This window comes from Ruegeria sp. BI7, assembly GCF_056537925.1.
This window is the reverse complement of record NZ_JBQFSK010000007.1, coordinates 74296-99235: the sequence shown is the minus strand read 5'-3', so window position 1 is coordinate 99235 and position 24940 is coordinate 74296. Positions and strand designations below refer to the sequence as shown.

Sequence of the window (24940 nt, the reverse complement as noted above, 5' to 3'; positions counted from 1 at the left end):
TCTTGATCCTTGTTACTGTGCCCGTTGGGGCAGATCGTCTGTGATGTCATAGTAATCGCCCTTGTCAGCGACAAAGATATGCCGGGCGAGGTGCAATCCTGTGGGCTCATCCAGTGCGCCCATGGAAATCGAAATCGTGTCTTCGTCATTGTGCTGCCAAAACAGGAACGAACCGCAGGCGTTGCAAAAGCCACGCCGAGCAATGTCCGAGGCATGGAACCAGTTCAGCGTATCGCTGGCAGCGAAGCTGAGGTTGTCCTGATGGGTCGAGGTCGAAGACCAATAATGCCCTGATTGCTTGCGGCACTGACCGCAATGGCAGGCCGAGGGCGGCGACAACTCTCCGTCAATCGTGAACGCGACCGCGCCGCACAGGCAGGAACCGGCTTGCATGTCATTACCCCCTTGTTGCGGGCGTGGAGCTGGCCCCCAGCAACACGCCATAGATGATGAAACAGGTCGCCATGACCCGGCGCACCCAGATGTTGAACACCGCCCCCAGTGCCGCCTTGCCCATCTGCGCACCTAGCAAGGTGAACCCGGTATAGCTGAGCGTGGTGATGACCAGCGCGGTGGGCATGATCACCCCCATCTGTTGCCAGATCGGCACCTCGGGCTGCACAAATTGTGAAAAGGCCGCCAGATATCCCGCCACGCTTTTGGGGTTGATCGTCGCCACGGCCAGCGCGTGCAGATAGACATGACGTGCAGGCCGTTCCGAAGCTGGCGCAGGTTTCGTTGCATTCATCCAGCCACGAATACCAACCCAGATCAGGAAACCCGCGCCCACCAGCTTTGCGATGAAGAACCCGGTTGGAGAGGCCGCAATCAGCGCGGTCACACCCAGCGCCGACAGAATCAGAAACGCGCTGGCCTGCGTCAGGATTGCCAGAACGCTAAGCATCGCCTTTGGAAACGGCAGGCTCATCCCATTCGAAATACAATTGACCGCATTCGGCCCCGGCGTAGTTACGAACACTACCCAAAACAGCGCGAATATGGTCCAGGCCTCGTAACTCATCAGTACACCGGCGGGGCGATGACCCAGATGGCCACGGCGGGTTCATCATAGGGGTTGGCCCATTGATAGGGTTCATGCCTGATGCGGAAACTGTCACCCGGCCCCACCGTGAACTGGTTGGAGCCTATGGTCAGGTCCAATCGGCCAGAGATCATGTAACCAACCTCTTGCGTCGGCCGATTGGCCGGTTTCTGCATGCTGGAGCGTGGCTCGAATGTGGAATGTACCATCTCGAAATCATCAGTCAGATCGGGCGAAAGCAATTCTTCGATCAACCCTTCCTCACCCGAGCCCATCGGACGGCGCGATCCGGCGCGCACCACATAACCCTGTTCGGCCACCGGCACCGAGGAATGCGCAAACAGCATCGACATCGGCACACCCAGACACTCAGCAATCTGGCGCAGGTCCGAGATCGAGGGATCGGACATGTCGCGCTCAACCTGGCTGAGCCATCCGACAGACCGGTTCAACCGCGCTGCAATCTCGGTCAAGGTCAACCCGCGCGCCTTGCGCAGGGCGCGGATATCCGCACCAAGTGTCGCGCTGTGGGGGGCTTGGGTATTCACCAGGGGCGTTCCGATTCTTGTGAAAATTTCCTCTCCTTTTTCACGATGGCTGAGAATCATGAAATTTCCAAGAGTTTTTTCATTTCACTTGATCAGTTTGCTTGGTATGCCTTTCGCATGTGGATTGCAGTGATCTATTTATGGGGGATCAACACCCTGACACTATTGGCCTTTGGCTGGGACAAGGCCCGCGCACGACGGCGCAAAAACCGGGTGCCGGAACGCCGCCTATTATGGCTGGCCGCGCTTGGTGGCAGCCCCGGCGCAGTGGTCGGGCGATGGATTTTCAGGCACAAAACCCGCAAACGCGGGTTTTCAGTCTGGCTGTTCGCTATAACTGGAGTTCAAATGACTCTAATATTCTTGGTGATGACCGAAGCCTCGGAAAAACTACTGTAAAAATATTATATTCACCTAAAACAATATCTAACCATATCGCCAACTGTCTGTTACAAATAGGTGTCTCTGTGCGCAGAGATTTCTATTTTTTATGCAAAGGGTTGGATGAATATGGAAAACGGGATCGGTTTCTTCGATATAGTCTGGTCAATCTTCTGGTTGTTCCTGATGGTTGCCTGGTTCTGGGTGATGATTTCGGTCGTTGCCGATGTCTTCCGCTCAAAGGACCTGAGCGGCGGAGGCAAAGCGTTGTGGATCGCCTTTGTGATCCTGATCCCCTGGTTGGGCGTGCTGTGCTATCTCATCGTGCGCGGGGATAAGATGCACCAGCACAATGTCGAGACCATGAATCAGATAGAAGAGGCGCAGAAGGATTACATCCGCTCGGTCGCGAGCGTATCCGCCGCGGATGAATTGGAACGGCTAGCCAAGCTCAAGGAGAGCGGCCACCTGACGGAAGAGGAATTCGCCGCGCAAAAGGCCAAGATCCTGGCAAGCTGATAAATCGCGACCCTTTTTGAACATCAATCAGCCGGGACATGTCCCGGCTGAATTCATCTTGCAAAGACGTCGGTCAGAATGGCGCCAAGCGCTGTGGCGTCCTGATCGGTAAATGCGTCCGGCTGATTGCTGTCGATGTCGAACACCGCTATTACCTTTCCCGATGCGTCCCGCACTGGCAGCACCAATTCTGACCGGGTGGACGTCGCACAGGCGATGTGACCCGGAAAGGCTTCGACATCCGGCACAAGCTGCACTTCGCCAGTCCGCGCGGCAGCACCACAGACGCCCCGGTCGAACGGGATGACCAAACAGCCATGCCCACCCTGATAGGGACCGATCTTTAACAAACCGGGCTGGGTCACGCGGTAAAAGCCAGTCCAGTCGAACCGGTCATCGGCGTGATGCACCTCGCAGGCAATTGTCGCCATTAGGGCAACCTGATCCGTTTCACCTTCGGTCAAGGCGGCGATGGTTTTAGCAAGCGTGTCGTAATCGGCGGTCATGATTGAGCTCTTTGGAAAAGGTTTATCCCGCAGTATGTGGAATAAACCCAAGCGTCAAACGCGTTCGATGGCGATGGCCGTGCCTTCGCCGCCACCGATGCAGATGGCAGCCACGCCGCGTTTGAGGTTCCGCTTTTCCAGCGCGTTGAGCAGAGTGACCATGATCCGCGCGCCCGAGGCGCCGATTGGATGTCCCAAAGCGCAGGCCCCGCCATTTACGTTCACCTTGTCGCGCGACAGGCCCATTTCGTGCATAAAGGCCATGGGTACAACGGCAAAGGCCTCGTTCACCTCCCACAGGTCGACGTCATCTTTGGACCAGCCGATATTCGACAGTAGTTTCTGTGCGGCCGGAACCGGCGCGGTCGTGAACAAACCCGGGGCCTGCGCGTGGCTGGCATGACCAATGATCCGGGCACGCACAGTCAGGCCCTGCGCTTCGGCCGCCTCAGCCGAAGCCAGTAGCAACGCGGCTGCCCCGTCAGAAATCGATGACGAATTGGCTGCCGTGACCGTCCCATCCTTACGAAAGGCAGGTTTCAGCGTCGGGATTTTATCTGGCCGGGCGGATTGCGGCTGTTCATCTTGGGCAAAAGTGACCTCACCCTTGCGGGTCTTGGAGGTAACAGGTGTGATCTCACCCTCGAAGGCACCACTTTCCTGTGCAGACAGGGCGTTGGAAAGCGACTGCAGCGCGTATTCGTCCTGCGATTCTCGCGTGAATTGATAGGCTTCGGCGCAATCCTCGGCGAAAGTGCCCATCAGGCGGCCTTTGTCATAGGCGTCCTCGAGGCCGTCCAGAAACATATGGTCAACCACCTGACCATGCCCAATGCGCGCACCGCCGCGCATTTTCGGCAACAGGTAAGGGGCGTTGGTCATACTCTCCATGCCACCGGCGATCATCGTATCAGCGTGACCCAGAGCAATCTGGTCAAAGGCGATCATGGCAGCCTTCATTCCCGACCCGCACATCTTGTTCAGGGTTGTTGCGGGCACCTCTTCACCCAATCCCGCCGCAAATCCGGCCTGTCGTGCCGGGGCCTGGCCCTGGCCGGCGGGCAGAACACAGCCCATCAGCACCTCGTCGACCGTATCAGCGCCCGCGCCGTGCAGCGCAGCACGAATGGCGCTCCCGCCCAATTCAGCAGCGGCAATACCGTCGAACATACCCTGAAACCCGCCCATGGGCGTCCGCGCCGCCCCCGCGATAACAACCTGTTTCATCGCGATGATCCTCCTCTTTCAGCATTGATAGATACCGAATGGTAAGAATTGTCGTCTAGCGTATTTCTACTAGCGAGTTTCATATTAGAGGACCGTCGCGCATGGCCTTGACCAGCACAACGACCGACGCAACCCAAATTATCAAAGTGCATTCCGACCGGATTGATGCGGCCATGGCCATCCAGTTCAAGGAAGATATGCGCAATCAGGCCGAAGGCGGGGCCACACGCGTGGTGCTGGACCTGACCAGTGTCGAGTTCATTGATTCAAGTGGCTTGGGTGCCATCGTCGCCTCGATGAAACAGCTTGGAAATGAGCGCAGGCTGGACCTGGCTGGGCTGCACCCTTTTGTTGCAAAGGTATTCCGCCTGACCCGTATGGACACGGTGTTCAAACTGTATCCAACCCTGGATGATGCCCTGTCGACCGCCGCGGATTGACCTAATTGACTATCTGAATAGGCGCGATGCCCATGTACAACGGCAAGTGTTTAGATCTGAGCTTCGCAGCAACTGAGACCGAGGCCAGTGCCGGGATCGCGCAACTCAGCCGGGGGTTGGCGGCGCATGGGCTTCCGGCGCACAAGGCGGGTGATGTGAAAATCGCGCTGGCCGAAGCAATCAATAATGTGGTCGAACATGCCTATGCCGACATAACTCCGGCCAAGGTGAAGGTTCGGTGCCGCCTGCATCAGAACTGGCTTGAGATTTTGATCTCGGACACTGGCAACCCGTTACCCGGATTTCGTGTACCTGACGGCATCCCGGCATCACTGGGATCGACGGTCGAAGACCTGCCCGAAGGTGGGTTCGGTTGGTTTCTAATCCACGAACTGACCAGCGATATCCGCTACGAACGAAGCAATGGTTGTAACCGGTTGTCGCTGCGCTTTGACTTTCCAGAGCCCACCTGACGGCAAGAAAACGTCACAATAAGGCCCAGATCGAACCATTGTAACGCCGCAAACAAAGGGCAAAAGAGTAATTGTAGCTCAGATAGCTTCCCTCGGCGCCACGTGTCACAGCCCCCACCCAGTGAACGGCGCCGAGGAACTTCCCTTTGATTTGACTGGACAACCCCGGACTGCGCGATACCTTCGGCGCGTTCAATCGGGGAATAATGTCATGCGGGATTTTCACTCACCGGGTCGATCCGAAGTTCTGGCGACCGAAGGGATGTGCGCCACGTCGCATCCCTTGGCCGCAAAGGTCGCTGTGGACATTCTTACCCAGGGTGGCAACGCAATGGATGCCGCCATCGCCGGGGCGGTGCTGTTGGGTATTTGTGAACCTCAGATGACCGGGCTGGGCGGCGATTGTTTCGTGCTGTACAACCGGGCGGGTGAGGATCAGATACGCGCCCTGAATGGCTCGGGCCGCGCGCCTGCAGCAGCTAGCGCAGAAAAACTGCGGTCGCAGGGGCTGACAAAAGTGCCTTTGAACACAGCAGACGCTGTAACCGTTCCCGGCGCCGTCGATGCGTTCTGTCATCTAGCGCAAACCGAGGGCAAGCTGGGGCTTGAAGCCATTCTGCAACCCGCCATTCACTATGCCGAAGCTGGGGTCCCGGTTGCCCCAAGGGTGGCGTTTGACTGGGAAACGGGGGCAGCTACCCTACAGGGGGCCGCGCGGACGCATTACCTGATCAATGACGACGCACCTAAGGTTGGGCAGGTGTTTCGCTCTCGCGGGCAAGCCGAAGTCTTGCGCCAGATTGCTCGTACCGGGCGGGATGCGTTTTACTCCGGTGACATCGCTGAAGATATGGTCGCTGCACTTGCCCAACTGGGTGGCGTTCACACAGCCGAGGATTTTCTGACCACCGCATGTACTGAAACACAGCCTGTCAGCGGTGACTACAATGGATTGGAACTGGTTGAACATCCACCAAATGGCCAAGGCGCCACGGCCATTCTTTTGCTGAATATCCTCAAGAACTTCGACCTTGCCAGCATGGACCCGTTCGGGGCGCAGCGTCTGCATATCGAGGCGGAGGCTTCGAAACTCGCCTATGACGCCCGCAACCGCTTTATCGCCGATCCCGATCATACAACACATGCGGATCGGTTCACGGATCAGGATGTGGCCGACAGGCTGGCCGCGCTAATCGACCCGAAACGCGCCATGCCCGCCGCCGCCCCACTGACCGAGGCTATTCACAAGGACACCGTCTATATCACCGTTGTGGATCGGGACAGAATGGCGGTTTCGCTGATCTATTCCATCTTTCACAGTTTCGGTTCGGGGATCGCATCCGAAAAATACGGCATTCTGCTACAAAACCGAGGCGCAGGCTTTACCCTGCAATCGGGTCATCCGAATGAACTGAGCGGCGGCAAACGCCCCATGCACACAATCATTCCGGGGCTGTTGACGCAAAATGGTCGTGTGCTGATGCCGTTCGGCGTGATGGGTGGCGCCTATCAACCCACCGGCCACGCCCGGTTTGTGTCAAATTTGACGGACCACGGGTTGGGCCTTCAGGCCAGCATCGACGCACCGCGCGCCTTTGCCGACAATGGCGTATTAAAGCTGGAACGCGGAATTTCGCCCAGCACCGTCCAACAATTACGTGATTTAGGGCACACTGTAGAGATTCCAGAAACGCCGTTGGGCGGCGCACAAGCCATTCGAATCTGTGAGGATGGCGTTCTTCAAGGCGCAAGCGACCCGCGAAAAGACGGGTGCGCCCTTGGGTACTGACGGGCCGACACCCGGCCAAGCACCCTTAGTTCAGATGGAAGTGGAGCGGATAGGCGCCGTTTTCGAACGGACCGAACATATCGGGAATATCGGGGTGTTCGACCGGTTCGCCCGACTGGTCAGCGATCAGATTTTGTTCAGAAACATAAGCCACATAGAAGGATTGGTCGTTTTCCGCCAACAAGTGGTAAAACGGCTGATCTTTGACCGGGCGGCTGTCTTCGGGGATGGCCTGATACCATTCTTCCGTGTTCGCAAATTCGGGGTCCACGTCAAAAATCACCCCTCGGAAGGGATGTTTTTTATGACGGACGACCTGTCCCAGGCCGTACTTGGCGTGTGTCTTCAGCATAGTTTATGCCCCCATTGAACTTACTACCTCTTTCCGGGCCGAAATGCCAATCATTGATCCGTAAATTAGGGAAACAGTCTGTGAACCTTTTGCTGACAGTATTCGAAATCGTGGCCCCGGTCTTTATTCTGGCGGGCATCGGCTTTGCCTGGGTCAAGCTGGGATTTGAGTATCGCCTGCAGTTCGTCACCCGCTTTGCCATGACCCTTGCTGTGCCCAGCCTGATCTTTGTGGCGCTGATGCAAACCGACATTCCGGGCGGCGATCTTTCCCGTTTTACCGTTGCAACAATCGTTGCTAATCTGGTGATGGCAGCGGTCTTCTGGCTGATCGTCCGGGGGCTGAAACTTGAACAGCGTACCTATCTTTCGCCGCTGATATTCGGAAATACCGGAAATTTGGGTCTTCCTTTGTGCATTTTCGCCTTTGGCCAGGCCGGGTTGGGCTATGCGGTCATTTTCCTGTCAGTAACAGCGTTGTTTTCGTTTACTTACGGCATCTACCTTGTGGCCGGAAAAGGCGCGTTCGGCAAAGTCGTGCGCGAACCGATGGTCTGGGCCACCCTATTGGGGGCGCTGTTTTTGTGGCGCGGATGGCAGACGCCCATGTTTCTGACTAACACATTGGAATTGTTGGGCCAGATGGCAGTGCCCCTGATGCTGATAACGCTGGGCGTGGCGGTTGCGCGGTTGACAACGCACCGGCTGGGTCAGGCGGTCTGGCTGTCATTTCTTAAACTGGCTGTCTGTTTCGCCCTGGGCTGGTCTGTTGCGCTGATCTTCAAACTCGAAGCCGTGGCCTTTGGCGTTCTGGTGCTGCAGATGTGTACTCCGGTGGCAGTAACCTCTTACTTGCTGGCCGAGCGGTTCGATGCCGATTCCGACGCGGTTGCCGGGATGGTCATGGTCTCAACAGCGTTGTCCGTGGGCGCATTACCTATAATTCTCGCGATTATTCTGTAACGATTGTGATTCCCTAAACGCTCAATCTGCGCTAGAATAAAGAAAAAAGGCACGAGGCACATGAGCAGAATTCTAATCGTACTCTTCGGGGTGCTGCTTTTGGCATCCTGTGGTGGTGGGTCCAAGCAACCACCCAGCAAATTGAATGACGCGTGCAGCATTGCGCGCGAACGGCCCGATTATATGAAGGCCTTTAAGAGCACCGAGCGCAAATGGGGCGTCCCGGTTCATGTACAAATGGCGACGATCTATCAGGAAAGCCGCTATAAGCATGACGCACGCACGCCGCATAATTACGTTCTGGGTGTGATTCCGATGGGCCGGCAGAGCAGCGCATATGGCTTCAGCCAAGCGTTGGATGGCACCTGGGATGAATACCAGCGCGAGACCGGCAAGCGTCGGGCCAAGCGTGACCGTATCCGCGATGCGTCTGACTTTATCGGCTGGTATATGAACAAAAGTTATCAGCGGAACGGCATTCACCCCAGCGACACCCGCAACCAGTATCTAGCCTATCACGAAGGCCACACCGGCTATGCCCGGGGCAGCCACTATAGCAAGACCTGGTTGCTGAATGTCGCCAATGATGTGGATGCGCGCGCCAAACTTTACCAAGCGCAACTGTCTGGTTGCCGCTATTGACCAGAACGCGGGTCAGCGATTGCCTGACCCGCTTCTTTTCGCTTTGGTAAACAGATCTCGACTCAGGTTGCTGTCTGTATCCAGTTGACCCAACAGCACGGTTGTTTTCGTGCCCGCATTGTCATGGATCACCCATTTGCGCAGCTCAACCGGGTTGTCGGTGAACATCAGCTCGATCCGTCCGCTATCGGGGTTTTTCGGGTCTTGGGCGGTGACAACTGTGGCGGTGCCGTCGAAGTTATGAGCCACAACCATATTTGCCTGCCCCAAGTTCACGTTACGCGCCAGCACCAGTGACAGCGGTGTCCGATTCAGCGGGTATTGCTCGGGCGGTTGGTTCGACTTGGGGTCAAAGATTTGCACCGTGCCCGTATTGGCCAGAACAACGGCACTGTTGGGCGGATCATATTCGAACCGCATCTTGCCCGGCCGCTGCATCCACAGCTTGCCGGTACTCAACGAGCCGTCATCATTGACCTGAGTGAATGTCGTCTCAACGGTATTCAGACCGTTCAGATAATTGGATATCTGCGACAATGGCAGTTTGTCGGCCGCCCAGGCGGCAGGTGCGGCCAGGGTCAGAGCAAGGGCAAAAGCAATCTGTTTCATAAAACCCAGATAAGCGCTTTGCCCTTATTATTAAATATCCTACTGCTCGGGGACGAGGATTTCCCGCTTACCGACGTGATTTGCAGAAGAAACAACGCCTTCGTCCTCCATCTGCTCAACCAACCGCGCGGCCTTGTTGTAGCCAATGGCAAGTTTCCGCTGGATGTATGAGGTCGAGCATTTGCGATCCTTGATCACAATCGCCACGGCCTGATCATAGAGGGCATCTTCGCCGTTCGTATTGCCGCCCGTGTTCAGACCCAGAACGGCATCGATATTGTCAGCCTTCTCATCTGCCGGTCCATCGACAACGCCGCTCATGTAATCCGGCGGGCCGAACTGTTTCAGGTGGTTGACGATTTCTTCGACCTCTTCGTCCGAGACAAATGGCCCGTGGCAGCGGGTGATCTTGGCCCCACCGGCCATATACAGCATATCGCCCTGCCCCAGCAGTTGCTCGGCGCCCATTTCGCCCAGAATGGTGCGGCTGTCGACTTTCGAGGTCACCTGGAACGAAATCCGGGTCGGGAAGTTCGCCTTGATCGTACCAGTGATCACATCGACCGAGGGACGCTGCGTAGCCATGATCAAGTGAATGCCCGAGGCCCGCGCCATTTGCGCCAGACGCTGAATGCAAGCTTCGATCTCTTTGCCCGCGACCATCATCAGGTCGGCCATCTCGTCGACGATGACAACGATATAGGGCATCGACTCGGGGGCGAATTCTTCGGTCTCGAACATCGGTTCGCCGGTTTCGTCATCGAACCCGGTCTGGACCGTGCGGCTGAACAACTCGCCCTTGGCCAACGCGTCCTTCACACGGCCGTTGTAGCCCGCGATATTACGCACGCCCATCTTGGACATCTTGCGATAGCGGTCCTCCATCTCGCCCACGACCCATTTCAGGGCCACAACCGCTTTTTTCGGGTCGGTTACAACGGGCGACAGCAGATGCGGGATGCCGTCATAAACTGACAGTTCCAACATCTTCGGATCGATCATGATCAGGCGGCATTCGTCCGGTGACAACTTGTACAACAGCGACAGGATCATGGTGTTGATCGCTACCGACTTACCGGACCCGGTGGTCCCCGCGATCAGCAAGTGAGGCATCTTGGCCAGGTTCGCCACAACGGACTCGCCACCGATATCCTTGCCCAACGCCAGAGGCAGCGCATGGTTACCGTCACCAAAATCTCGGCTGGCCAGAATTTCGCGCAGAACCACCATCTCACGGTTTTCATTCGGCAGTTCGATCCCGATCACGGAGCGACCCGGCAGAGTCGAAACCCGGGCCGACAACGCCGACATCGAGCGTGCGATGTCATCGGCCAGACCGATCACGCGGCTGGCTTTCAGACCCGGCGCCGGTTCCAGTTCGTACATGGTGACAACCGGACCGGGGCGGACGCTGGTAATCTCACCCTTGACGCCATAGTCATCCAGCACGTTTTCCAGCATCCGCGCGTTTTCTTCCAATGCCTCATCGCTGAGGTGATGGCGCTGAATGCTGGCGGGATTGGACAGCAGGCTCAGCGGCGGCAATTCAAAATCGGAATGCCGTTCCTCGAAGGACAAGGTCGGCTGCGCCTCGGCCTGCGCGCGTCGCGAGGGTGGCGGGGTCCGGCGCACAGGCTGCGCCACCACCGGTTTGCGCGGCTCGGCCACCGGGATTTTCATCGCAGGTCGCTGCTGTGGCGCGGGTTCGGGCGCGTCCTCGAACACGGCTTCGTCTTCGAAATCCGGCTCGGGCGCAAAGTCCTGATGCAGCGGTTCTTGCTGCCACTCTGGCGCGGGTTCTGCTGTCAGCATCGGTTCTGGCGGCAGGCCAGCCGAGGTCATCGGCGGTTCAGGCGGTAGCTCGTCACCACCTCTGGGGTTCAGGATCAGCGGATCGGGCCCCCGGCCCCGCCCCTTGGTCAGCGGCAGGTGCGGATCAGGCTCGGGGGTCATTTCGCCGATCGCGACCTTGCGGTTGCGCACAGCGGCAGAGATCTTAGACCGGATGCGGTCCTCACCCGGCATTTCGTCAAACCCAGCAACGGGTTCAGGATCGATCAGCTCGGGCTCGATCATCGACTCGGGACGGCGGATCAGGCTGGGCATCCGCGCCAACAAGCCCGGCTTTGCGGGCTCGGGTTCTTCATAGTCCGGCTCTTCGAACACCGGATCGGCATAGGCCAGATTATCTTCAAACACAGCTTCCGCCGCTTCCGTACGGGCGGCCTTGCGTTCCTCCCACTGCGTGCGACGGTCGCGAGCGGCCTGCGCGGTGGCAGTGGCCCCACGGCCCAGCAAGTTCATCAGCATGTCATAGGACATGACCAAGCCCAGCAAGAAGGCGCGGAAGCCCTTGCGCACATCCGCTTTGGTGAAACCCAGCACAAAAACACCCAGCGCCAACATCCCGGCAGCCATGGCCAGTGACATCAGCTTGACCATGAAATGCGAGGAAATCGGCAGCAGCGTCAGAAGCGCGCCCATTACGGTATCGCCGAACAGACCACCCAGACCAAAGCTGTGGGTCGCGCGCCAGGCCTCCCCCGGCACCAGCGTCGCAGCATAGACCGAGACAATGGCAATCCAGATCGGCGCAAAGATCAGACGGCCAACCGCGCGCTCCTCGCCGAAATGCCCAGCAAAGCGCACGCCCCAGCCGATCAGCACCAGCGCGATACTCCAGCTGCCCCAACCTACGATCATGAACAACGGTGCGGCGATTGAGGCACCAATCCGCCCCATCCAGTTTTGCACCGGCGCGTCCGTTGAAACCATCCAATTCGGATCATCCGGCGTGTAGGACCAGATCATCGCAGCGGCGGCCAGGCCCAGCAGGATCAAGGCGATCCCGATCAGCTCTTTGCTGCGCCGCTCAATCGCGGCCTGAGTCGTGCTGTCCAGCAATGGATCGCGGTTGCGCGCGTTATATGATGCCATTTTGCCCTCGTACCTCACGAATAGATGCAGTCGCGGAGCATGATCAGCCCGCGCTTCATCTCTGTTTTTGGGGCCACCATGGCGACCCGGATAAATTGTTCGCCCGGGTTTTGCCCCGGATCACCTTGAGAAAGATATGCGCCCGGCAGCACCCGTACCCCGGTCTGCTGCCAAAGCTTCAATGCGGTTTCTTCGCCGTTTTCGACCGGTAGCCACAGGAAAAACCCCGCCTCTGGCGGCATATAACCCTGAACATTGGCAAATACCTCATCGGCAATCGCGTATTTTTCCTGATACAGCGCGCGGTTCTCAGCGACATGCGCCTCATCCGCCCAAACCCGTGCCGCTGCGGCCTGCAAGGGGGCTGGTAAGGGCGCGCCCGCGTAACTGCGCAACTGCTTGACCCGTTTGATCGTCTCAGGTCCGCCCGCAATCAGGCCGGATCGCAGCCCTGCCAGATTGGACCGTTTTGACAGCGAGTTGAACAGGGTGACCCGTTCGGGATCGGCCCCCAGTTCCTGCGCTACGGTTAAGGCCCCGGCTGGGGCATCATTGCGATAAATCTCGGAATAACACTCATCCGCGAAGATGCGGAAATCGTATTTCTCGGCCAATTGGATCAGCTCGGCCCAATAATCGCGCGAGGCAACGGCCCCCTGCGGGTTGGCGGGTGAGCAGATATAGGCCACAGCGGTGCGGTTCAGCACGTCCTCGGGCAACCCAGCGTAATCGGGCAGATGACCCGTTGCGGCGGTTGCGGGCACAAAGACCGGCTCGGCCGCAACCGAGATCGAGGCGACCATATAAACCTGATAAAACGGGTTCGGGCACAGCACGACCGGTCTTTGGCCGTTCTTCTGTTCCGGGCACAGCGCCATGGCAGCGTTATACAACCCCTCACGCGTGCCGTTCAGCGCCATCACGTTGGTTTCGGGGTCCATCGCCACGCCATAGCGGCGCTTGATCCAGTCGGTGATCGCGCCACGCAGCTCGGGCGAGCCTTCGTTTGGCGGATAGCCCTGAAACCCCGCAGCGTTTTCCATGATCACATCCGTCACCCAGGCCGGGAAGTCATGCATCGGGGCGCCGATAGTCATGTGAATCACATCTCCGCCCGGCTGGTGGTGGTCCAGCAGGGTGCGCAGACGCGGAAATGCGTATTCCGGTAGGTTCGAAAACCGCTCGGGGAAATTCATAACTGCTGCCTCAATATCGGGATCATTTTCGCCCCGTTTTTTTAGTAGATTACAGGCCGCACCCGGCTTCGTCCAGACAAAGAGGTGCCGAATCAGGGGATTGTGGCATTCAGGCCAACGCTGCCTCAGCCGCTGATCCAAGCCGCAAAAGCACCTCTTCCGAGCCCGGATAGCCCAACATCATCAGCCCGCAACCGGGGGTGCCGGTGGGCAGGGTCAGGGCCGCAAGCCCCATCAGATTGCCAATCCGCGTATTGCGCAGCGCCAGCAGGTTTTCGGTGACGTAATAATCATGATCCTTCATCAACCGGTCCAGATTCGGTGGCAGAATCGGGGCTGTCGGGGCCAGAACGGCGTCAAAGCCAGTGGTTGCCGCGTCCCAAGCGGCCCGGCAGGCTTTCAGTTTGGACCATGCGGCGACGTAATCGGGGCCAGAGTTATTTTTGCCTGCACGGAATCGTTCCAGAATCTCGGGATACATGGCATCAGGGTTGGCCTCGATCACGTCACGCCACAAACCATAGGCTTCGGTGGTGTAGAGAAGGCCCGAAAGCCCCATCGCCTCATCCAGTTCGGGCACTTCCAATGGCACGATTTCCGCGCCAGCATCGCGCAACCGGTCAACAGCGTCGTCAAAAGCTTTGCGGGGCGCATCGCGCAGGTCGTCCTTGGCGACGTTCTGCAGATCAGCAAAGCACCGACCTTTCAGGCTGGCCCCCCGCAGGTCCGCCGGTGTACCTCCTTCCAACAGCGCCAGCATATGCGCGGCATCTTCAACCGACCGGGTCAGCGGACCGGCGGTGTCGAATCGCAGGCACAAGGGCACTACACCTTCCAGGCTGATCCGTCCGGCGGTGGTTTTAAGCCCCACCAAGTTGTTCCAGGCCGCGGGGATGCGGACCGATCCGCCGGTGTCCGAGCCGATCCCGCCAGCCGCCAATCCCCAGGCCACCGATGCCCCGGCACCAGACGAGGATCCACCCGGCACCGCCTCTACATCATCGACGCAGGGCGGCGTGCCAGTAATTGGGTTCAGGCCAAGGCCAGAAAAAGCCAGCTCGCTCATATGGGTTTTGCCCAGACAAACCGCCCCCAATGCGGTGGCGTTGCGCACCACGACCGCGTCAGTTTCCGGCACCCGACCTTTCAGCAAGGCCGACCCGGACTCGGTTCCAATACTGGCAGTGTCGAACAGGTCTTTCCAACTGATCGGCACCCCATCCAAAAGCGACAGGCGCTGCCCCTGCTTGGCGCGGGCTTGCGCCGCTGCCGCCTCAGACCGGGCGCGATCATGGGTGACACGGGCATAGATTCGGTCGCTGTGGGGATGTTCGTCGATGGCCGACAGGTATGTTTCGGTCAATTCCACCGGGTCAATCCGCCCCATACCGATGCCCCGACCCAGATCACACGCCGTCATGGTCAGCCAATCCTGCATCACCGCCCCCTTGAAAAAATTGCGCTTTGACGGACGGTAGCGACAGGACCGCACATGGACAATCCCGATTGGGCGCGCATATTGCGGGGCATGGAACAAACCTCGGATATCCTGATCGTGGGCGGCGGCTTGAACGGCCCGGCATTGGCTTTGGCGCTGGCGCAGACCGGCCATTCGGTCACCGTGATTGACGCGCTGGCGGAAAAAGTGCGCAAGAACGCAGCCTTTGATGGGCGTGCCTATGCGCTGGCGCTGGCCTCGCAAAGGTTGTTGGATGCGATCGGGGTCTGGGATCGCGTGGCCGAACACGCCCAGCCGATGTTGGAAATCAAGGTCACCGATGGGTATGCGGGCGTTGGGCCATCCCCGTTCTTCATGCATTTCGACCATGCCGAGATCGAAGAAGGTCCGATGGGCTATATGGTCGAAGACCGTCACCTGCGCCGCGCCTTTATGAGCGCCATGGCCGAGGAAAAAGGCATCACAGAAATCAGCGGTAGAACCGTTGTCGCGCAGGATTGCGATGCGACCGGCGTGACGCTGACCTTGGACGACGGCACCACACTGACCGGTTCAATGCTGGTCGGTTGCGACGGTCGCCGCAGCGGCACCGCCACGCGGGCGGGCATCAAGCGTACTGGCTGGGATTACGGCCAGACCGCACTGGTCTGCGCCATCGAACATGACCTGCCCCACCACGGCGTTGCCCACCAGTTCTTCATGCCACCCGGCCCGCTAGCCATTCTGCCCCTGACCGGCAATCGCAGTTCGATCGTCTGGAGCGAACGGACCGAGACGGCCCAGCACATCAACACCCTGCCCGAAGACGAGTACCTGCAGGTCCTGCGCCCCCGGTTCGGAGATTTTCTGGGCGATATCCGCCTGCAGGGCGACCGGTTCACCTATCCGCTGAACCTGACCATCGCCAATTCCTTCATTGGCGACCGAATGGCCCTGGTCGGAGACGCCGCCCACGGCATGCACCCCATCGCGGGGCAAGGACTGAACGCGGGTCTGCGCGATGTCGGGGCTCTGGCCGAGGTGCTAACACTGGCCGGACGGCGCGGCGAGGATATCGGATCTGTCCTGGTGCTGGAACGCTATCAGGAATGGCGGCGGTTCGACACGGCGGCGCTGGCTATGGCGACAGACGTGTTCAACAAGCTGTTTTCCAACGACAACCCACTGCTGCGGATCGGACGCGACATTGGAATGGGAATTGTGGGATCGCTGCCCGGCCTGCGCCGTGGCTTCGTGCGTGAGGCCGCCGGGCTGACCGGAGACCTGCCAAAACTGCTGCAGGGTCGCGCGATCTAGTCTAGTTCTCGCGCCTCATCGACCAACATCACCGGAATCCCATTTCGGATCGGAAAGGCCAGATTGGCCGCCTTGGACACCAGTTCCTGCTTGTCGGCATCGTAGTGCAAAGTCGTGTGTGTCTGCGGACAAATCAGAGCCTCAAGCATATGCCGGTCGAAAGGGTGTTGGGGTTCGCTCATTGCAGTTTTTCCTCATTCGTGCCGCCGCGCATGGCGAATTCTATCAGTGTCGTTAGTGTCTCGCGCCGGGTGCGCAGACAGGGGGCCTCAAGCAGCGCTTGTTTTTCCTCGGGATCAAAATCCAGCAGCATCGACAGTGAATTCACCAGCAACTCATCATCTGCATCTTTCAACGTATCCCAATCGGTCGAAAGCTGGCGCGAGGCGAAAAACCGTTCCAACAAGCCCAAAAATGCGCTGCGGTCGAAACTATCGTCCATCTCGGCCCGGCCCAAATCCCGATCAAACCCACCCCACGACACGGCACAGCGTCGGTAAGGCGTAAAGGCGTCCAACTCGGATTGGACGCGGAACCGTGAAATCCCGGTCAGGGTAATCAGGTAACGGCCATCTTCGGTTTCCGAAAATTGCGTCACACGCCCAGCACAGCCGATCTGGTGCAGCTTATCTTCGTTGCTGTGACATGGGTTCGGCTGCACCATGCCGATCAGCCGCTCCTGCGTTTTCAGTGCGTCGTCCAGCATCTGCAGATAGCGCGGCTCGAAAATATGCAGCGGCAGGCGCGAGCGGGGCAACAACAGCGCCCCCGGCAATGGAAAAACGGATACCGTTTCCGGCAGATCAGCGGGATGCATCATGTATCCGAGTGTAGCTCTGATCCCGAATTAGGCAAATATCATCGAGCTGAGCTTGCGCCGCCCGTTCAGAACGATCGGATCATTGGGTTTTAGCGCGTCGAAGATGGTGAACAGCTGCGCCTTGGCGGCACCGTCATTCCATTCGCGATCACGGCGGAACAGGTCCAGCAACTGCGCCACGGCCTCCTCCACATTGCCATTGGCGTGCAGTGCCTGCGCCAGATCGAACCGGGCCTGAAGGTTGTCGGGATCAGCCTCGACCGCAGCGGTCAGTTCGGCCACCGGACCGGCATCAGCGGCCTGCTTGGCCAGTTCCAGCTGCGCATGCGCCGCCTCCACCTCGGCCGAGGTAGAAATCTCGGCAGGTGCGCCGTTCAGAATGGCTTCGGCCTGTTCCAAATCGCCTGACGCGATGTGTGCGCGAACCAGCCCGCCGTAAGCCCCGGCATGGTTCGGATCTTCGCCCAAAATCGCAGCAAAGGTTTGGGCCGCATCAACAGCGGCGCCATCGGCCAGCATATCTTCGGCAGCTTCGACTGCATCATCCAGCTGCCCACCGGGGCTTTCACCGCCCGCGGCTTCGATCACACGATCAACGAAAGCCTTGATTTCCGAGCCCGGCTGAGCGCCCTGAAACCCGTCGATGGGCTGACCTTTAAAAAAGGCATAAACGGTCGGGATCGACTGAATGCGCATTTGCGACGCGATCATCTGCGCCTCATCCACGTTGATCTTGACCATCTTCACCGCGCCCTTGGCAGCGGTTACAGCTTCTTCCAGGGCGGGCCCCAGCGTCTTGCATGGCCCGCACCACGGCGCCCAGAAATCAACGATGACAGGCGTTTCCTGAGAGGCCTCGACCACGTCGACCATAAAGGTCGCCTCGGACCCGTCCTTGATCAGATCGGTGGCCTCGGGGCTGGCTGCGGCGTTCAGAAGATCCATGGTTTTCACTCTCCGGTTCGAACTTGCGCCCTATATGCAACCGCTGGCAGCGGAAACCAAGGGCAGAGTTGCGTAATTACAGGTCAAAACTGGCAAAAACGGGTGCGTGGTCGCTTGGTTTTTCCCATCCGCGCGCGTCGCGCAGGACGCGGCTGGAGTGGCCCGCGTTCGAGATATCGGGCGTGGCCCAGACGTGATCCAGCCGCCGCCCCTTGTCAGCGGCGTCCCAATCGCGCGCGCGATAGGACCACCAACTGTACAATTGCCCCTCGGGAATATCCTGACGGGTGATATCAACCCAAGCGCCCGCATCCTGGGTTTCAGCCAGCGATTCGACCTCGATCGGTGTGTGCGAAACAACCTTGAGCAGTTGTTTGTGCGACCAGACGTCATCCTCGCGCGGGGCGATGTTCAGATCCCCCACCAGAATGGATTTTTCCGGCTTTTCCGCATGGAACCAATCGCGCATGTCGCTGAGGTAATCGAGCTTTTGCCCGAACTTCTCATTCTTTTCGCGGTCCGGCACGTCGCCACCTGCGGGGACATAGAAATTGTGGATGGTAACCCCGTTTTCCAACCGTCCGGCAATGTGTCGCGCGTGACCGAGACCCGCGAAATCCTTGTCGCCGACCTCTTCCATCGGTAGCCGAGACAGGATGGCGACACCGTTATACCCCTTTTGCCCACGTGCAACCATGTGGGTATAGCCCAGTTCCGCAAACCCTTCGGTCGGGATCTTTTCGACCGGCGACTTGCACTCCTGCAGACACAGTACATCCGGCGCTTCCTCCTGCAGCAATTTCAGCACGATAGGCTCGCGCAGGCGGACCGAGTTGATGTTCCAGGTGGCAAGGGTAAAGGGCATGGGGGATTCCTCTGTCGCAATTGGCGCAGGTTAGCGTGGCGTTTCCGCCGGTGCCATGAGAAAAAATTGTCCCAAGCCAGATTTTGGTTTTGAAGGCAAAAGGGCTCAATCCACTACCCCCTTCGCAACATAAAGCGCAGGTTAAATCCTGTTTATGTTTCGCCGCCAGCATGGAAATCAGATCATCTGTTCCCAACATTTATGACTAGAAAACGGAGGAAACCATGACCAGATTCAAGACACTTGGCGCCGCCGCGCTGGCCAGCACCCTTGCCTTTGCAACCCATGCAGTTGCGGAAAACACACCTGATCTGCGCGGCGTCTGGAGCGGCACCCACACCGTTGCGGCCCTGCCCAACGAACACAGCGACGGAGCCCCGCGTTTTAATCAATCTGAGTGGGTTCTTGAGATCAAACAACAGCAGGACAATGCGTTCTGGGGAACCAGCAAATGGAGCCGGATCGGCTCGGACCGGTGGAACGAAGGTCAGGTTACCGGGACAATCAGCCGCGATGGCACTGGTTCAATCGCCATGGTTGAAACCCGGGTCGGAGAAGACCGCCAGGTCAACGGGTTGATCGGTGCCACATTTGAAGATGGCAAAATTTATGCTGATTTTCGCAGCCTGCGCAGCGGCATAACCTACGGTACCGTTCTGGAAAACGACGGCACCAGCTAAACTGTGTTTGGGGGAGCAAATCTGGCCATCGGATTTGTATCTTCGACCCAGCTTGTTTCAAAAAAAGGCCGGGCCATCAGGCCCGGCAGTCCAACAGGGAGGTGCATGTCATAACCCGGACATGCGCGGGTTGGGAGTAATCTAATTACGTATCCAGAGTATCACTTTGATCCACGTCAATCCACAACGAGTTAAGATACCAAGCGATATCCACCCGATTCTGTGACCAAAAGGCGCGCATTTGACGGATCGGGCTCGATTTTCTGGCGCAGACGGTAGATATGCGTCTCTAACGTGTGGGTGGTGACACCGGCGTTATAACCCCAGACCTCATGCAGCAGTACGTCGCGCGCGACCACACCATCGGTCGAGCGGTACAGGAACTTGAGAATATTGGTTTCTTTCTCGGTTAGCCGGATTTTTCGATCTTCTTCTGTGATCAGCATCTTCATCGCAGGCTTGAACGTGTACGGCCCCAGAACAAACACCGCATCCTCGGATTGCTCATGCTGGCGCAACTGGGCACGGATACGGGCCAGCAGCACGGGAAACTTGAACGGTTTCGAGACATAGTCGTTGGCACCTGCATCCAGGCCCAGGATGGTATCTGCGTCGCTGTCATGGCCGGTCAGCATCAGAATCGGGCTTTTTACACCTTGCTTGCGCATCAGGCGGCACAGCTCGCGCCCATCGGTATCCGGCAGACCAACGTCCAGAATGACCAGATCGTAAATCGCTTCGCGCGCCCGCTCCATCGCGGATTGACCGTCATGGGCTTCGAACACGTCGAAATCCTCGGTCATCACAAGTTGCTCGCTTAGAGCTTCGCGCAGATCTTCGTCATCATCCACCAGCAGAATTTTCTTGAGCTGAGCCATGTCCGGTCCTCCTAAGCCTTTTCCACCACTTGCGCGCGGAAGATGCAATCAACAAGGTTTGCTGCAATTGTCTCACGCCCTCGTGTCCAAGGTAGAGGAAATGTTTCACATTTCTGCCGTATCAGGCTACAGGAAGGCTTGAACGTTACAGGGTAACATAAATGAGTCTGATCCCGGATATTTCAGAATTGCTGGCGCGGGCCCGCGCCGATCTGCGCATGGGGGTTCCCGTCGCATTGACCGACGACAGCGGGTTCAGCGTGCTGGCCATCGCGGCTGAGACCCTGAGCGCGCAACGGCTCGCGGATCTGCGCGGGCTTGGTGGCGACCCGGTGGTTGCTGTCACTGTGCGGCGGGCGGAAACGCTGAAGGCCCGGTCTTATGATGGCGATCTGGCGCGTGTGATTATCCCTGCCGATGCCGATATGACCTGGGTGCAGGCGGTGGCCGATCCGTCAGACGACCTGAACGCTCCGATGAAGGGCCCCCTGATGACCGAACGTCAGGGCAACGCCAACCTGCACCGCATCGCAATCGCCCTCACCAAGTCGGCGCGATTGCTGCCCGCAGCCGTTGTGATGCCCATTGAGGATGGGCGTGGCTTTGCAGCGGCACATGGCCTGACATGCATTGACCACACCCGCGCTGCGCCACATCTGGCCGATCGCAGTGAGCTTCATGCTGTGGTTGCCGCCCGCCTGCCGATGGAAGTATCCGAGGCCGGTCGATTGCACGTTTTTCGCCCCGAAGACGGTGGCGAGGAACATTACGCAGTCGAGATCGGCCGCCCTGATCGGGATAAACCGGTTTTGGCCCGTTTGCATTCGGCCTGTTTTACCGGAGACCTTATGGGCAGTCTGAAATGCGACTGCGGTCCGCAATTGCGGGGTGCGCTGGCGCAGATGGGCTCGGAAGGGGCCGGGGTGCTGCTGTATTTGAACCAGGAAGGGCGCGGGATTGGCCTTGCCAACAAGATGCGCGCCTATTTCCTGCAGGATCAGGGGTTCGACACGGTCGAAGCCAATCATCGGTTAGGGTTCGAGGATGATGAGCGGGATTTCCGGCTGGGTTCGGACATTCTGAAATCTCTGGGGTTCAACTCGGTCCGGTTGCTGACCAACAACCCGGCAAAGATCGCGATGATGGAGAAGACCGGTATCGCCGTGACCGAGCGCGTGCCGCTGAAGGTTGGCGAAACCGCCCATAACCGCGGATATCTTGCAACCAAGGCGGCCAAGTCCGGGCATCTGCTGTGACGCCGCATGATCTTGTCCTGACACCGCGCGGGGTACGATTTGCCGGGCGTGTGTTTCCGTGCACGATTGGCAAAGGCGGTTTGAGCCACGCAAAACGCGAAGGGGATGGCGCCACGCCCACGGGTGTACATCACATCGTGGGGATGCTGTACCGGCCAGATCGCATCGCCAAACCGGCCCCTTGGGCGATTCCCATCGGTCCGCGCGATCTTTGGTCGGATGACGGGCGGGACGACCAGTACAATAATCTGGTCAGCGCGCCCTATGACTTTAGCCATGAAAAGCTGCGCCGCGCAGATCCGCTGTATGATCTGGTGTTGATCACTGATTGGAACTGGCCCAATGCGATACCGGGCCACGGATCGGCGATCTTTGTTCACCAATGGCGCCGCCCGGGATACCCGACCGAGGGTTGCGTAGCCTTCCGCCGGGACCACCTGCATTGGATCGCGCGCCAGATTTCGCCTGGCACGCGTGTGATTATTCCTGCGGCCTGACCCGTTCACCAAAAATGGCCGAGCCCACGCGCACATGGGTTGCCCCCAGCGCAATGGCTTGTTCGAAATCACCGCTCATACCCATCGATAGACCAGTCAGGCCGTTGCGCTCGGCTATTTTCGCCAGCAGTGCGAAATGCAGTGAGGGTTCCTCATCGACGGGTGGGATACACATCAACCCCTGGATCGGCAGGTCCAGCCCCCGGCATTCTGCAATGAACGTATCCGCCTCGGCAGGCAGGATACCGGCCTTTTGATCCTCTTCCCCGGTATTGACCTGAATGAACAGATCCGGGCAGGTGCCGACCTCTTGTGCCAGCCGCGCCAGCGTTTTGGCAAGCTTGGGCCGGTCCACCGAGTGGATAGAGTTGACCAGCTCAATCGCTTGACGGGCCTTGTTGGTTTGAAGCGGGCCAATCAGATGCAGATCAATGTCGGCGAACTGCTCCATGAAACCCGGCCATTTACCTACGGCCTCTTGAACCCGATTTTCACCAAAACACCGATGGCCCTGCTCCAAAACAGCCTGCACACGTTCGTTCGGCTGCACTTTTGATACGGCGATCAATTTGACAGAACCGGCAGGCCGCCCGGCGGCAGTTTCGGCTTTGGAAATACGGGCAGTGATATCTTGCAGCGACATAAGCTTCCTCAATCTGCTTTCAGCGCAGGAAAACACCATGTCGGCAAAAAAGAAAAGGGCAGGTCCGAAGACCTGCCCTTAAACCTTGCGGTTCAACCCAACTTAGAAGTTGAACTGTGCACCGAAGTCAGCTTGGACGCGGCTGTCGCAAACGTCACAGTCGTTGGTGCCGATACCACCGCGCAGCGATGCACCGCCACCCAGGTCGTAGATGGCACCGATTGCAACTTCTTGCGTGTCAGCGTCGCCGTTACCGTCACCATAGGTGAACAGCAGAGTAGTTGCTGCGCCCAGGTTGTAGGCTGCGGACAGACCCCATGCGGTGCCTTCGTCGGCGGCGTTGTTCACGTCGTCGTCAGCAACAAACAGAGTACCGTTGAAGTCGCCCCATTCGCCACCCAGGGTCAGAACGGTCAGGCTCTCATCATCCAGACCGATGTCACCCAGGTCGGTTTGACCATAGGCGATAGCGGCAGTGATGTTGTTGAAGGTATAAGTTGCGCTTACGTCCCAACGGTCCAGGTCAACTTCAGAACCGTTCAGTGCACCAGTCACTTGGTCATACGATGCGCCAAACGCGAAGTCGCCGACTGCATACTGGAAGAACACAGCGTTCGAACCCGGATTGCTGCCCGAAACATAGCTCAGGAAGCTATAGTCAACGCCCGAGTACTGACCCGCGAACAGTTCCAGACCAACTTCGTTACCGTAGTAGTTTGCGAGGTTGTCGAACGAACCGGCAACGTTACCGGCGTCAACACGCAGACCACCGTAGATAACCGAGAAACGCGCGCCGTTCAGCTGAGCGTTGTTGGCTTCGCCGTTGGCGGAGTTTTCGTCTGCTTGCAGACGAACACGAGCTTCAAAGCGAACGCCACCGTCAGTTTCGGTGAAACCGTCGATGTTCAGACGGAAGCGCGAAACCAGGATAGCATCGTCGGTGTCAACAACAGCTGTGCCAGTGGTGGTTTGGCCAGGCGTTTGAACGATGGCACCGCCAACGATCGAGGTGGTGGTCACGTTGGTGTTGACATTGGTGACAGCACCAGTGCGATCTTCGAAGTAACCAATACCGAAACGGCCGTAACCGCTAAGGTTAATTCCGGAATCAGCCGCTGCAACACCTGCGGTTGCGATCAGAGCGGTTGATGCGAAGAGAACTTTTTTCATCTTGTTTCCCTCGGTTTCAAAAGTTTTTCTACTCGACACATGCCTCAGCACATGTCTCAGCACGGGAACCGTTTCGCTCTTTTTGCCCCCAACACGCAAGCTTGGCATAAATGACTCGACTGTATTGGGGGAAAATTGGTGCAAGGATGCCACAGTATGTTTTGAGGCACTGATCAACCCTACGTCCACTGATATGTGACAATAATAGGGTTGTTGCTGAACGGGTCCTTGTCTAGGAGTAACAACTGACAATGTTGACCAAAGTGAACAGGACCAGTCGATAATGCGCCTGCAGACGATTTTCGGTTTGATCATAGTGACTGCTGCCCTGGCGGCTTGTGGTGAGAATCGGGGTGCCGCGCCAAATCCGAATTCATTGGCGACCGGTGGCAATTCTGACGAGCAAGAGTTCAACGATCCGAATCGGTCGACCATCTGGGACGTATTCAACAGGGGCAATGCCGAACAGATCACAAATGTGAATCGCTATCTTTGGACGGCGTCGCTGGATGTATTGAATTTCCTGCCGGTTCAGGAAGTTGATCCCTTTACCGGGGTAATCGTGACCGGGTACGGCACACCTCCGGGTGGGGGGCGGCAATATCGCGCGACGGTTCACATCAGCGACCCGGCCCTGGCGGCGCGGTCTCTGTCGGTCTCGCTGCAGACCAGCGGTGGCGCCCCGGTCAGTGCGGCCACGACCCGCGCAGTCGAAGATGCAATCCTGTCCCGCGCCCGTCAGTTGCGCATTGCGGACAACAAGTTCTAGCAACTCGTCGAAAATCACACTAATACCACGCCGGGTTCC

General features: G+C 58.2%; 29 protein-coding genes. 12 read left to right on the top strand and 17 right to left on the bottom strand.

Annotation, left to right across the window (positions count from 1 at the left end; translation table 11 throughout):
* Positions 1–12: 12 nt before the first annotated feature.
* From ACR0JB_RS15885 to ACR0JB_RS15875, 3 genes are read right to left on the bottom strand one after another with little or no spacing between them, the layout of a single operon-like run.
* Complete coding sequence (locus ACR0JB_RS15885) at positions 13–393, bottom strand: GFA family protein (protein ID WP_425081818.1); 381 nt, start codon at positions 391–393, stop codon at positions 13–15.
* A gap of 4 nt (positions 394–397) precedes the next feature.
* The gene (locus ACR0JB_RS15880; RefSeq protein ID WP_170413845.1) at positions 398–1021 is read right to left on the bottom strand and encodes a LysE family translocator; all 624 of its coding nucleotides are present in this window, start codon (positions 1019–1021) and stop codon (positions 398–400) included.
* The gene (locus ACR0JB_RS15875) at positions 1021–1590 is read right to left on the bottom strand and encodes a helix-turn-helix domain-containing protein (RefSeq protein ID WP_170398267.1); all 570 of its coding nucleotides are present in this window, start codon (positions 1588–1590) and stop codon (positions 1021–1023) included. Before ACR0JB_RS15875 ends, ACR0JB_RS15880 begins: the two co-directional genes overlap by 1 nt.
* On the opposite strand from ACR0JB_RS15875, the gene ACR0JB_RS15870 reads away from it, so the two are divergent.
* Positions 1579–1989, top strand: coding sequence for a DUF1294 domain-containing protein (locus tag ACR0JB_RS15870; RefSeq protein ID WP_254429602.1), 411 nt, complete (start codon positions 1579–1581; stop codon positions 1987–1989). The two genes, ACR0JB_RS15875 and ACR0JB_RS15870, sit on opposite strands and share 12 nt — an antisense overlap.
* A gap of 105 nt (positions 1990–2094) precedes the next feature.
* Entirely contained in the window at positions 2095–2490 is a 396-nt protein-coding gene (locus ACR0JB_RS15865) for an SHOCT domain-containing protein (RefSeq protein WP_170378302.1), read from the top strand.
* Positions 2491–2543: 53 nt separating this feature from the next.
* Here ACR0JB_RS15865 and ACR0JB_RS15860 read toward each other — a convergent pair whose 3' ends face one another.
* A complete protein-coding gene (locus tag ACR0JB_RS15860) occupies positions 2544–2996 on the bottom strand; it encodes a GAF domain-containing protein (protein WP_170398264.1) in 453 nt (150 codons plus the stop codon).
* A 54-nt stretch (positions 2997–3050) separates the two neighbouring features.
* Positions 3051–4223 (bottom strand): acetyl-CoA C-acyltransferase, encoded by a 1173-nt coding sequence (locus tag ACR0JB_RS15855; RefSeq protein WP_170398261.1) that lies wholly within the window; start codon positions 4221–4223, stop codon positions 3051–3053.
* 101 nt (positions 4224–4324) lie between these two features.
* Here ACR0JB_RS15855 and ACR0JB_RS15850 point away from each other — a divergent pair, with 101 nt between their 5' ends.
* The 3 genes from ACR0JB_RS15850 (at position 4325) to ACR0JB_RS15840 (ending at position 6925) form a co-directional block, all read left to right on the top strand.
* Complete coding sequence (locus ACR0JB_RS15850) at positions 4325–4663, top strand: STAS domain-containing protein (protein ID WP_170398259.1); 339 nt, start codon at positions 4325–4327, stop codon at positions 4661–4663.
* Positions 4664–4695: 32 nt separating this feature from the next.
* Positions 4696–5136 (top strand): ATP-binding protein, encoded by a 441-nt coding sequence (locus tag ACR0JB_RS15845; RefSeq protein WP_254437451.1) that lies wholly within the window; start codon positions 4696–4698, stop codon positions 5134–5136.
* A gap of 211 nt (positions 5137–5347) precedes the next feature.
* Positions 5348–6925, top strand: coding sequence for a gamma-glutamyltransferase family protein (locus tag ACR0JB_RS15840; RefSeq protein ID WP_170506715.1), 1578 nt, complete (start codon positions 5348–5350; stop codon positions 6923–6925).
* Positions 6926–6950: 25 nt separating this feature from the next.
* Here the strand turns inward: ACR0JB_RS15840 and hspQ are convergent, their stop codons facing one another.
* Positions 6951–7277, bottom strand: coding sequence for a heat shock protein HspQ (gene hspQ, locus ACR0JB_RS15835; protein WP_170506718.1), 327 nt, complete (start codon positions 7275–7277; stop codon positions 6951–6953).
* Positions 7278–7357: 80 nt separating this feature from the next.
* Between hspQ and ACR0JB_RS15830 the strand changes: the two genes are divergently transcribed.
* Together ACR0JB_RS15830 and ACR0JB_RS15825 are read left to right on the top strand one after the other, a co-directional pair.
* On the top strand, positions 7358–8239 hold the full coding sequence (locus ACR0JB_RS15830; RefSeq protein WP_170398251.1) for an AEC family transporter: 882 nt from the start codon (positions 7358–7360) through the stop codon (positions 8237–8239).
* A gap of 60 nt (positions 8240–8299) precedes the next feature.
* Complete coding sequence (locus ACR0JB_RS15825; protein ID WP_170351042.1) at positions 8300–8881, top strand: transglycosylase SLT domain-containing protein; 582 nt, start codon at positions 8300–8302, stop codon at positions 8879–8881.
* Between the two features lie 12 nt (positions 8882–8893).
* Here the strand turns inward: ACR0JB_RS15825 and ACR0JB_RS15820 are convergent, their stop codons facing one another.
* From ACR0JB_RS15820 to ACR0JB_RS15805, 4 genes are all read right to left on the bottom strand, one after another.
* Positions 8894–9490 carry a LolA family protein gene (locus ACR0JB_RS15820; RefSeq protein WP_170398249.1) on the bottom strand — a complete coding sequence of 199 codons (597 nt, stop codon included), beginning with the start codon at positions 9488–9490 and terminating at the stop codon, positions 8894–8896.
* Between the two features lie 39 nt (positions 9491–9529).
* Entirely contained in the window at positions 9530–12427 is a 2898-nt protein-coding gene (locus ACR0JB_RS15815; RefSeq protein ID WP_170398247.1) for a DNA translocase FtsK, read from the bottom strand.
* A gap of 14 nt (positions 12428–12441) precedes the next feature.
* Positions 12442–13623, bottom strand: a complete 1182-nt coding sequence (locus ACR0JB_RS15810) for an aminotransferase class I/II-fold pyridoxal phosphate-dependent enzyme (protein ID WP_170378296.1) — start codon at positions 13621–13623, stop codon at positions 12442–12444.
* 109 nt (positions 13624–13732) lie between these two features.
* Positions 13733–15061, bottom strand: a complete 1329-nt coding sequence (locus ACR0JB_RS15805) for an amidase (RefSeq protein WP_170398245.1) — start codon at positions 15059–15061, stop codon at positions 13733–13735.
* Between the two features lie 54 nt (positions 15062–15115).
* On the opposite strand from ACR0JB_RS15805, the gene ACR0JB_RS15800 reads away from it, so the two are divergent.
* Positions 15116–16378: an FAD-dependent monooxygenase gene (locus ACR0JB_RS15800; protein ID WP_480790065.1), complete on the top strand. Its 1263-nt coding sequence runs from the start codon at positions 15116–15118 to the stop codon at positions 16376–16378.
* Here ACR0JB_RS15800 and ACR0JB_RS15795 read toward each other — a convergent pair.
* The 4 genes from ACR0JB_RS15795 to ACR0JB_RS15780 all read right to left on the bottom strand — a co-directional run bounded on the left by ACR0JB_RS15795 (position 16375) and on the right by ACR0JB_RS15780 (position 19008).
* Positions 16375–16560, bottom strand: coding sequence for a Trm112 family protein (locus tag ACR0JB_RS15795; protein WP_480790064.1), 186 nt, complete (start codon positions 16558–16560; stop codon positions 16375–16377). The genes ACR0JB_RS15800 and ACR0JB_RS15795 overlap by 4 nt on opposite strands.
* On the bottom strand, positions 16557–17198 hold the full coding sequence (locus tag ACR0JB_RS15790) for an LON peptidase substrate-binding domain-containing protein (RefSeq protein ID WP_170362347.1): 642 nt from the start codon (positions 17196–17198) through the stop codon (positions 16557–16559). Before ACR0JB_RS15790 ends, ACR0JB_RS15795 begins: the two co-directional genes overlap by 4 nt.
* 27 nt (positions 17199–17225) lie before the next feature.
* Positions 17226–18143, bottom strand: a complete 918-nt coding sequence (gene trxA / locus ACR0JB_RS15785) for a thioredoxin (RefSeq protein ID WP_170378292.1) — start codon at positions 18141–18143, stop codon at positions 17226–17228.
* A gap of 76 nt (positions 18144–18219) precedes the next feature.
* Positions 18220–19008 carry an exodeoxyribonuclease III gene (locus ACR0JB_RS15780; RefSeq protein WP_425081807.1) on the bottom strand — a complete coding sequence of 263 codons (789 nt, stop codon included), beginning with the start codon at positions 19006–19008 and terminating at the stop codon, positions 18220–18222.
* A 224-nt stretch (positions 19009–19232) separates the two neighbouring features.
* Between ACR0JB_RS15780 and ACR0JB_RS15775 the strand changes: the two genes are divergently transcribed.
* Positions 19233–19688, top strand: coding sequence for a hypothetical protein (locus ACR0JB_RS15775; RefSeq protein ID WP_480790063.1), 456 nt, complete (start codon positions 19233–19235; stop codon positions 19686–19688).
* A 191-nt stretch (positions 19689–19879) separates the two neighbouring features.
* Here ACR0JB_RS15775 and ACR0JB_RS15770 read toward each other — a convergent pair whose 3' ends face one another.
* Positions 19880–20566, bottom strand: a complete 687-nt coding sequence (locus ACR0JB_RS15770) for a response regulator transcription factor (protein ID WP_058283107.1) — start codon at positions 20564–20566, stop codon at positions 19880–19882.
* 161 nt (positions 20567–20727) lie between these two features.
* Between ACR0JB_RS15770 and ribA the strand changes: the two genes are divergently transcribed.
* Together ribA and ACR0JB_RS15760 are read left to right on the top strand one after the other, a co-directional pair.
* Complete coding sequence (gene ribA / locus ACR0JB_RS15765) at positions 20728–21822, top strand: GTP cyclohydrolase II (RefSeq protein ID WP_170351052.1); 1095 nt, start codon at positions 20728–20730, stop codon at positions 21820–21822.
* On the top strand, positions 21819–22319 hold the full coding sequence (locus ACR0JB_RS15760; protein ID WP_480790062.1) for a L,D-transpeptidase family protein: 501 nt from the start codon (positions 21819–21821) through the stop codon (positions 22317–22319). The genes ribA and ACR0JB_RS15760 overlap by 4 nt, the downstream gene beginning before the upstream one ends.
* Here the strand turns inward: ACR0JB_RS15760 and ACR0JB_RS15755 are convergent.
* Both ACR0JB_RS15755 and ACR0JB_RS15750 read right to left on the bottom strand, forming a co-directional pair.
* Complete coding sequence (locus ACR0JB_RS15755) at positions 22303–22962, bottom strand: YggS family pyridoxal phosphate-dependent enzyme (protein WP_170351054.1); 660 nt, start codon at positions 22960–22962, stop codon at positions 22303–22305. The genes ACR0JB_RS15760 and ACR0JB_RS15755 overlap by 17 nt on opposite strands.
* A gap of 102 nt (positions 22963–23064) precedes the next feature.
* Complete coding sequence (locus tag ACR0JB_RS15750; RefSeq protein WP_480790061.1) at positions 23065–24132, bottom strand: porin; 1068 nt, start codon at positions 24130–24132, stop codon at positions 23065–23067.
* 283 nt (positions 24133–24415) lie between these two features.
* Here ACR0JB_RS15750 and ACR0JB_RS15745 point away from each other — a divergent pair, with 283 nt between their 5' ends.
* Positions 24416–24901 carry a DUF3576 domain-containing protein gene (locus tag ACR0JB_RS15745; protein WP_170398235.1) on the top strand — a complete coding sequence of 162 codons (486 nt, stop codon included), beginning with the start codon at positions 24416–24418 and terminating at the stop codon, positions 24899–24901.
* Positions 24902–24940: the final 39 nt, after the last annotated feature.

What these genes read in the sequence shown, in the direction of transcription:
- ACR0JB_RS15805 (WP_170398245.1), bottom strand. Translation starts at nt 15,061, where the DNA reads ATGCAGGATTGGCTGACCATGACGGCGTGTGATCTGGGTCGGGGCATC.
- ACR0JB_RS15775 (WP_480790063.1), top strand. Translation starts at nt 19,233, where the DNA reads ATGACCAGATTCAAGACACTTGGCGCCGCCGCGCTGGCCAGCACCCTT.
- ACR0JB_RS15845 (WP_254437451.1), top strand. Translation starts at nt 4,696, where the DNA reads ATGTACAACGGCAAGTGTTTAGATCTGAGCTTCGCAGCAACTGAGACC.
- ACR0JB_RS15880 (WP_170413845.1), bottom strand. Translation starts at nt 1,021, where the DNA reads ATGAGTTACGAGGCCTGGACCATATTCGCGCTGTTTTGGGTAGTGTTC.
- ACR0JB_RS15865 (WP_170378302.1), top strand. Translation starts at nt 2,095, where the DNA reads ATGAATATGGAAAACGGGATCGGTTTCTTCGATATAGTCTGGTCAATC.
- trxA (WP_170378292.1), bottom strand. Translation starts at nt 18,143, where the DNA reads ATGGATCTTCTGAACGCCGCAGCCAGCCCCGAGGCCACCGATCTGATC.
- ACR0JB_RS15840 (WP_170506715.1), top strand. Translation starts at nt 5,348, where the DNA reads ATGCGGGATTTTCACTCACCGGGTCGATCCGAAGTTCTGGCGACCGAA.
- ACR0JB_RS15750 (WP_480790061.1), bottom strand. Translation starts at nt 24,132, where the DNA reads ATGAAAAAAGTTCTCTTCGCATCAACCGCTCTGATCGCAACCGCAGGT.
- ACR0JB_RS15860 (WP_170398264.1), bottom strand. Translation starts at nt 2,996, where the DNA reads ATGACCGCCGATTACGACACGCTTGCTAAAACCATCGCCGCCTTGACC.
- ACR0JB_RS15770 (WP_058283107.1), bottom strand. Translation starts at nt 20,566, where the DNA reads ATGGCTCAGCTCAAGAAAATTCTGCTGGTGGATGATGACGAAGATCTG.
- ACR0JB_RS15790 (WP_170362347.1), bottom strand. Translation starts at nt 17,198, where the DNA reads ATGATGCATCCCGCTGATCTGCCGGAAACGGTATCCGTTTTTCCATTG.
- ACR0JB_RS15885 (WP_425081818.1), bottom strand. Translation starts at nt 393, where the DNA reads ATGCAAGCCGGTTCCTGCCTGTGCGGCGCGGTCGCGTTCACGATTGAC.
- ACR0JB_RS15795 (WP_480790064.1), bottom strand. Translation starts at nt 16,560, where the DNA reads ATGAGCGAACCCCAACACCCTTTCGACCGGCATATGCTTGAGGCTCTG.
- ACR0JB_RS15855 (WP_170398261.1), bottom strand. Translation starts at nt 4,223, where the DNA reads ATGAAACAGGTTGTTATCGCGGGGGCGGCGCGGACGCCCATGGGCGGG.
- ACR0JB_RS15850 (WP_170398259.1), top strand. Translation starts at nt 4,325, where the DNA reads ATGGCCTTGACCAGCACAACGACCGACGCAACCCAAATTATCAAAGTG.
- ACR0JB_RS15810 (WP_170378296.1), bottom strand. Translation starts at nt 13,623, where the DNA reads ATGAATTTCCCCGAGCGGTTTTCGAACCTACCGGAATACGCATTTCCG.
- ACR0JB_RS15755 (WP_170351054.1), bottom strand. Translation starts at nt 22,962, where the DNA reads ATGTCGCTGCAAGATATCACTGCCCGTATTTCCAAAGCCGAAACTGCC.
- ACR0JB_RS15820 (WP_170398249.1), bottom strand. Translation starts at nt 9,490, where the DNA reads ATGAAACAGATTGCTTTTGCCCTTGCTCTGACCCTGGCCGCACCTGCC.
- ACR0JB_RS15745 (WP_170398235.1), top strand. Translation starts at nt 24,416, where the DNA reads ATGCGCCTGCAGACGATTTTCGGTTTGATCATAGTGACTGCTGCCCTG.
- hspQ (WP_170506718.1), bottom strand. Translation starts at nt 7,277, where the DNA reads ATGCTGAAGACACACGCCAAGTACGGCCTGGGACAGGTCGTCCGTCAT.
- ACR0JB_RS15780 (WP_425081807.1), bottom strand. Translation starts at nt 19,008, where the DNA reads ATGCCCTTTACCCTTGCCACCTGGAACATCAACTCGGTCCGCCTGCGC.
- ACR0JB_RS15800 (WP_480790065.1), top strand. Translation starts at nt 15,116, where the DNA reads ATGGACAATCCCGATTGGGCGCGCATATTGCGGGGCATGGAACAAACC.
- ribA (WP_170351052.1), top strand. Translation starts at nt 20,728, where the DNA reads ATGAGTCTGATCCCGGATATTTCAGAATTGCTGGCGCGGGCCCGCGCC.
- ACR0JB_RS15825 (WP_170351042.1), top strand. Translation starts at nt 8,300, where the DNA reads ATGAGCAGAATTCTAATCGTACTCTTCGGGGTGCTGCTTTTGGCATCC.
- ACR0JB_RS15815 (WP_170398247.1), bottom strand. Translation starts at nt 12,427, where the DNA reads ATGGCATCATATAACGCGCGCAACCGCGATCCATTGCTGGACAGCACG.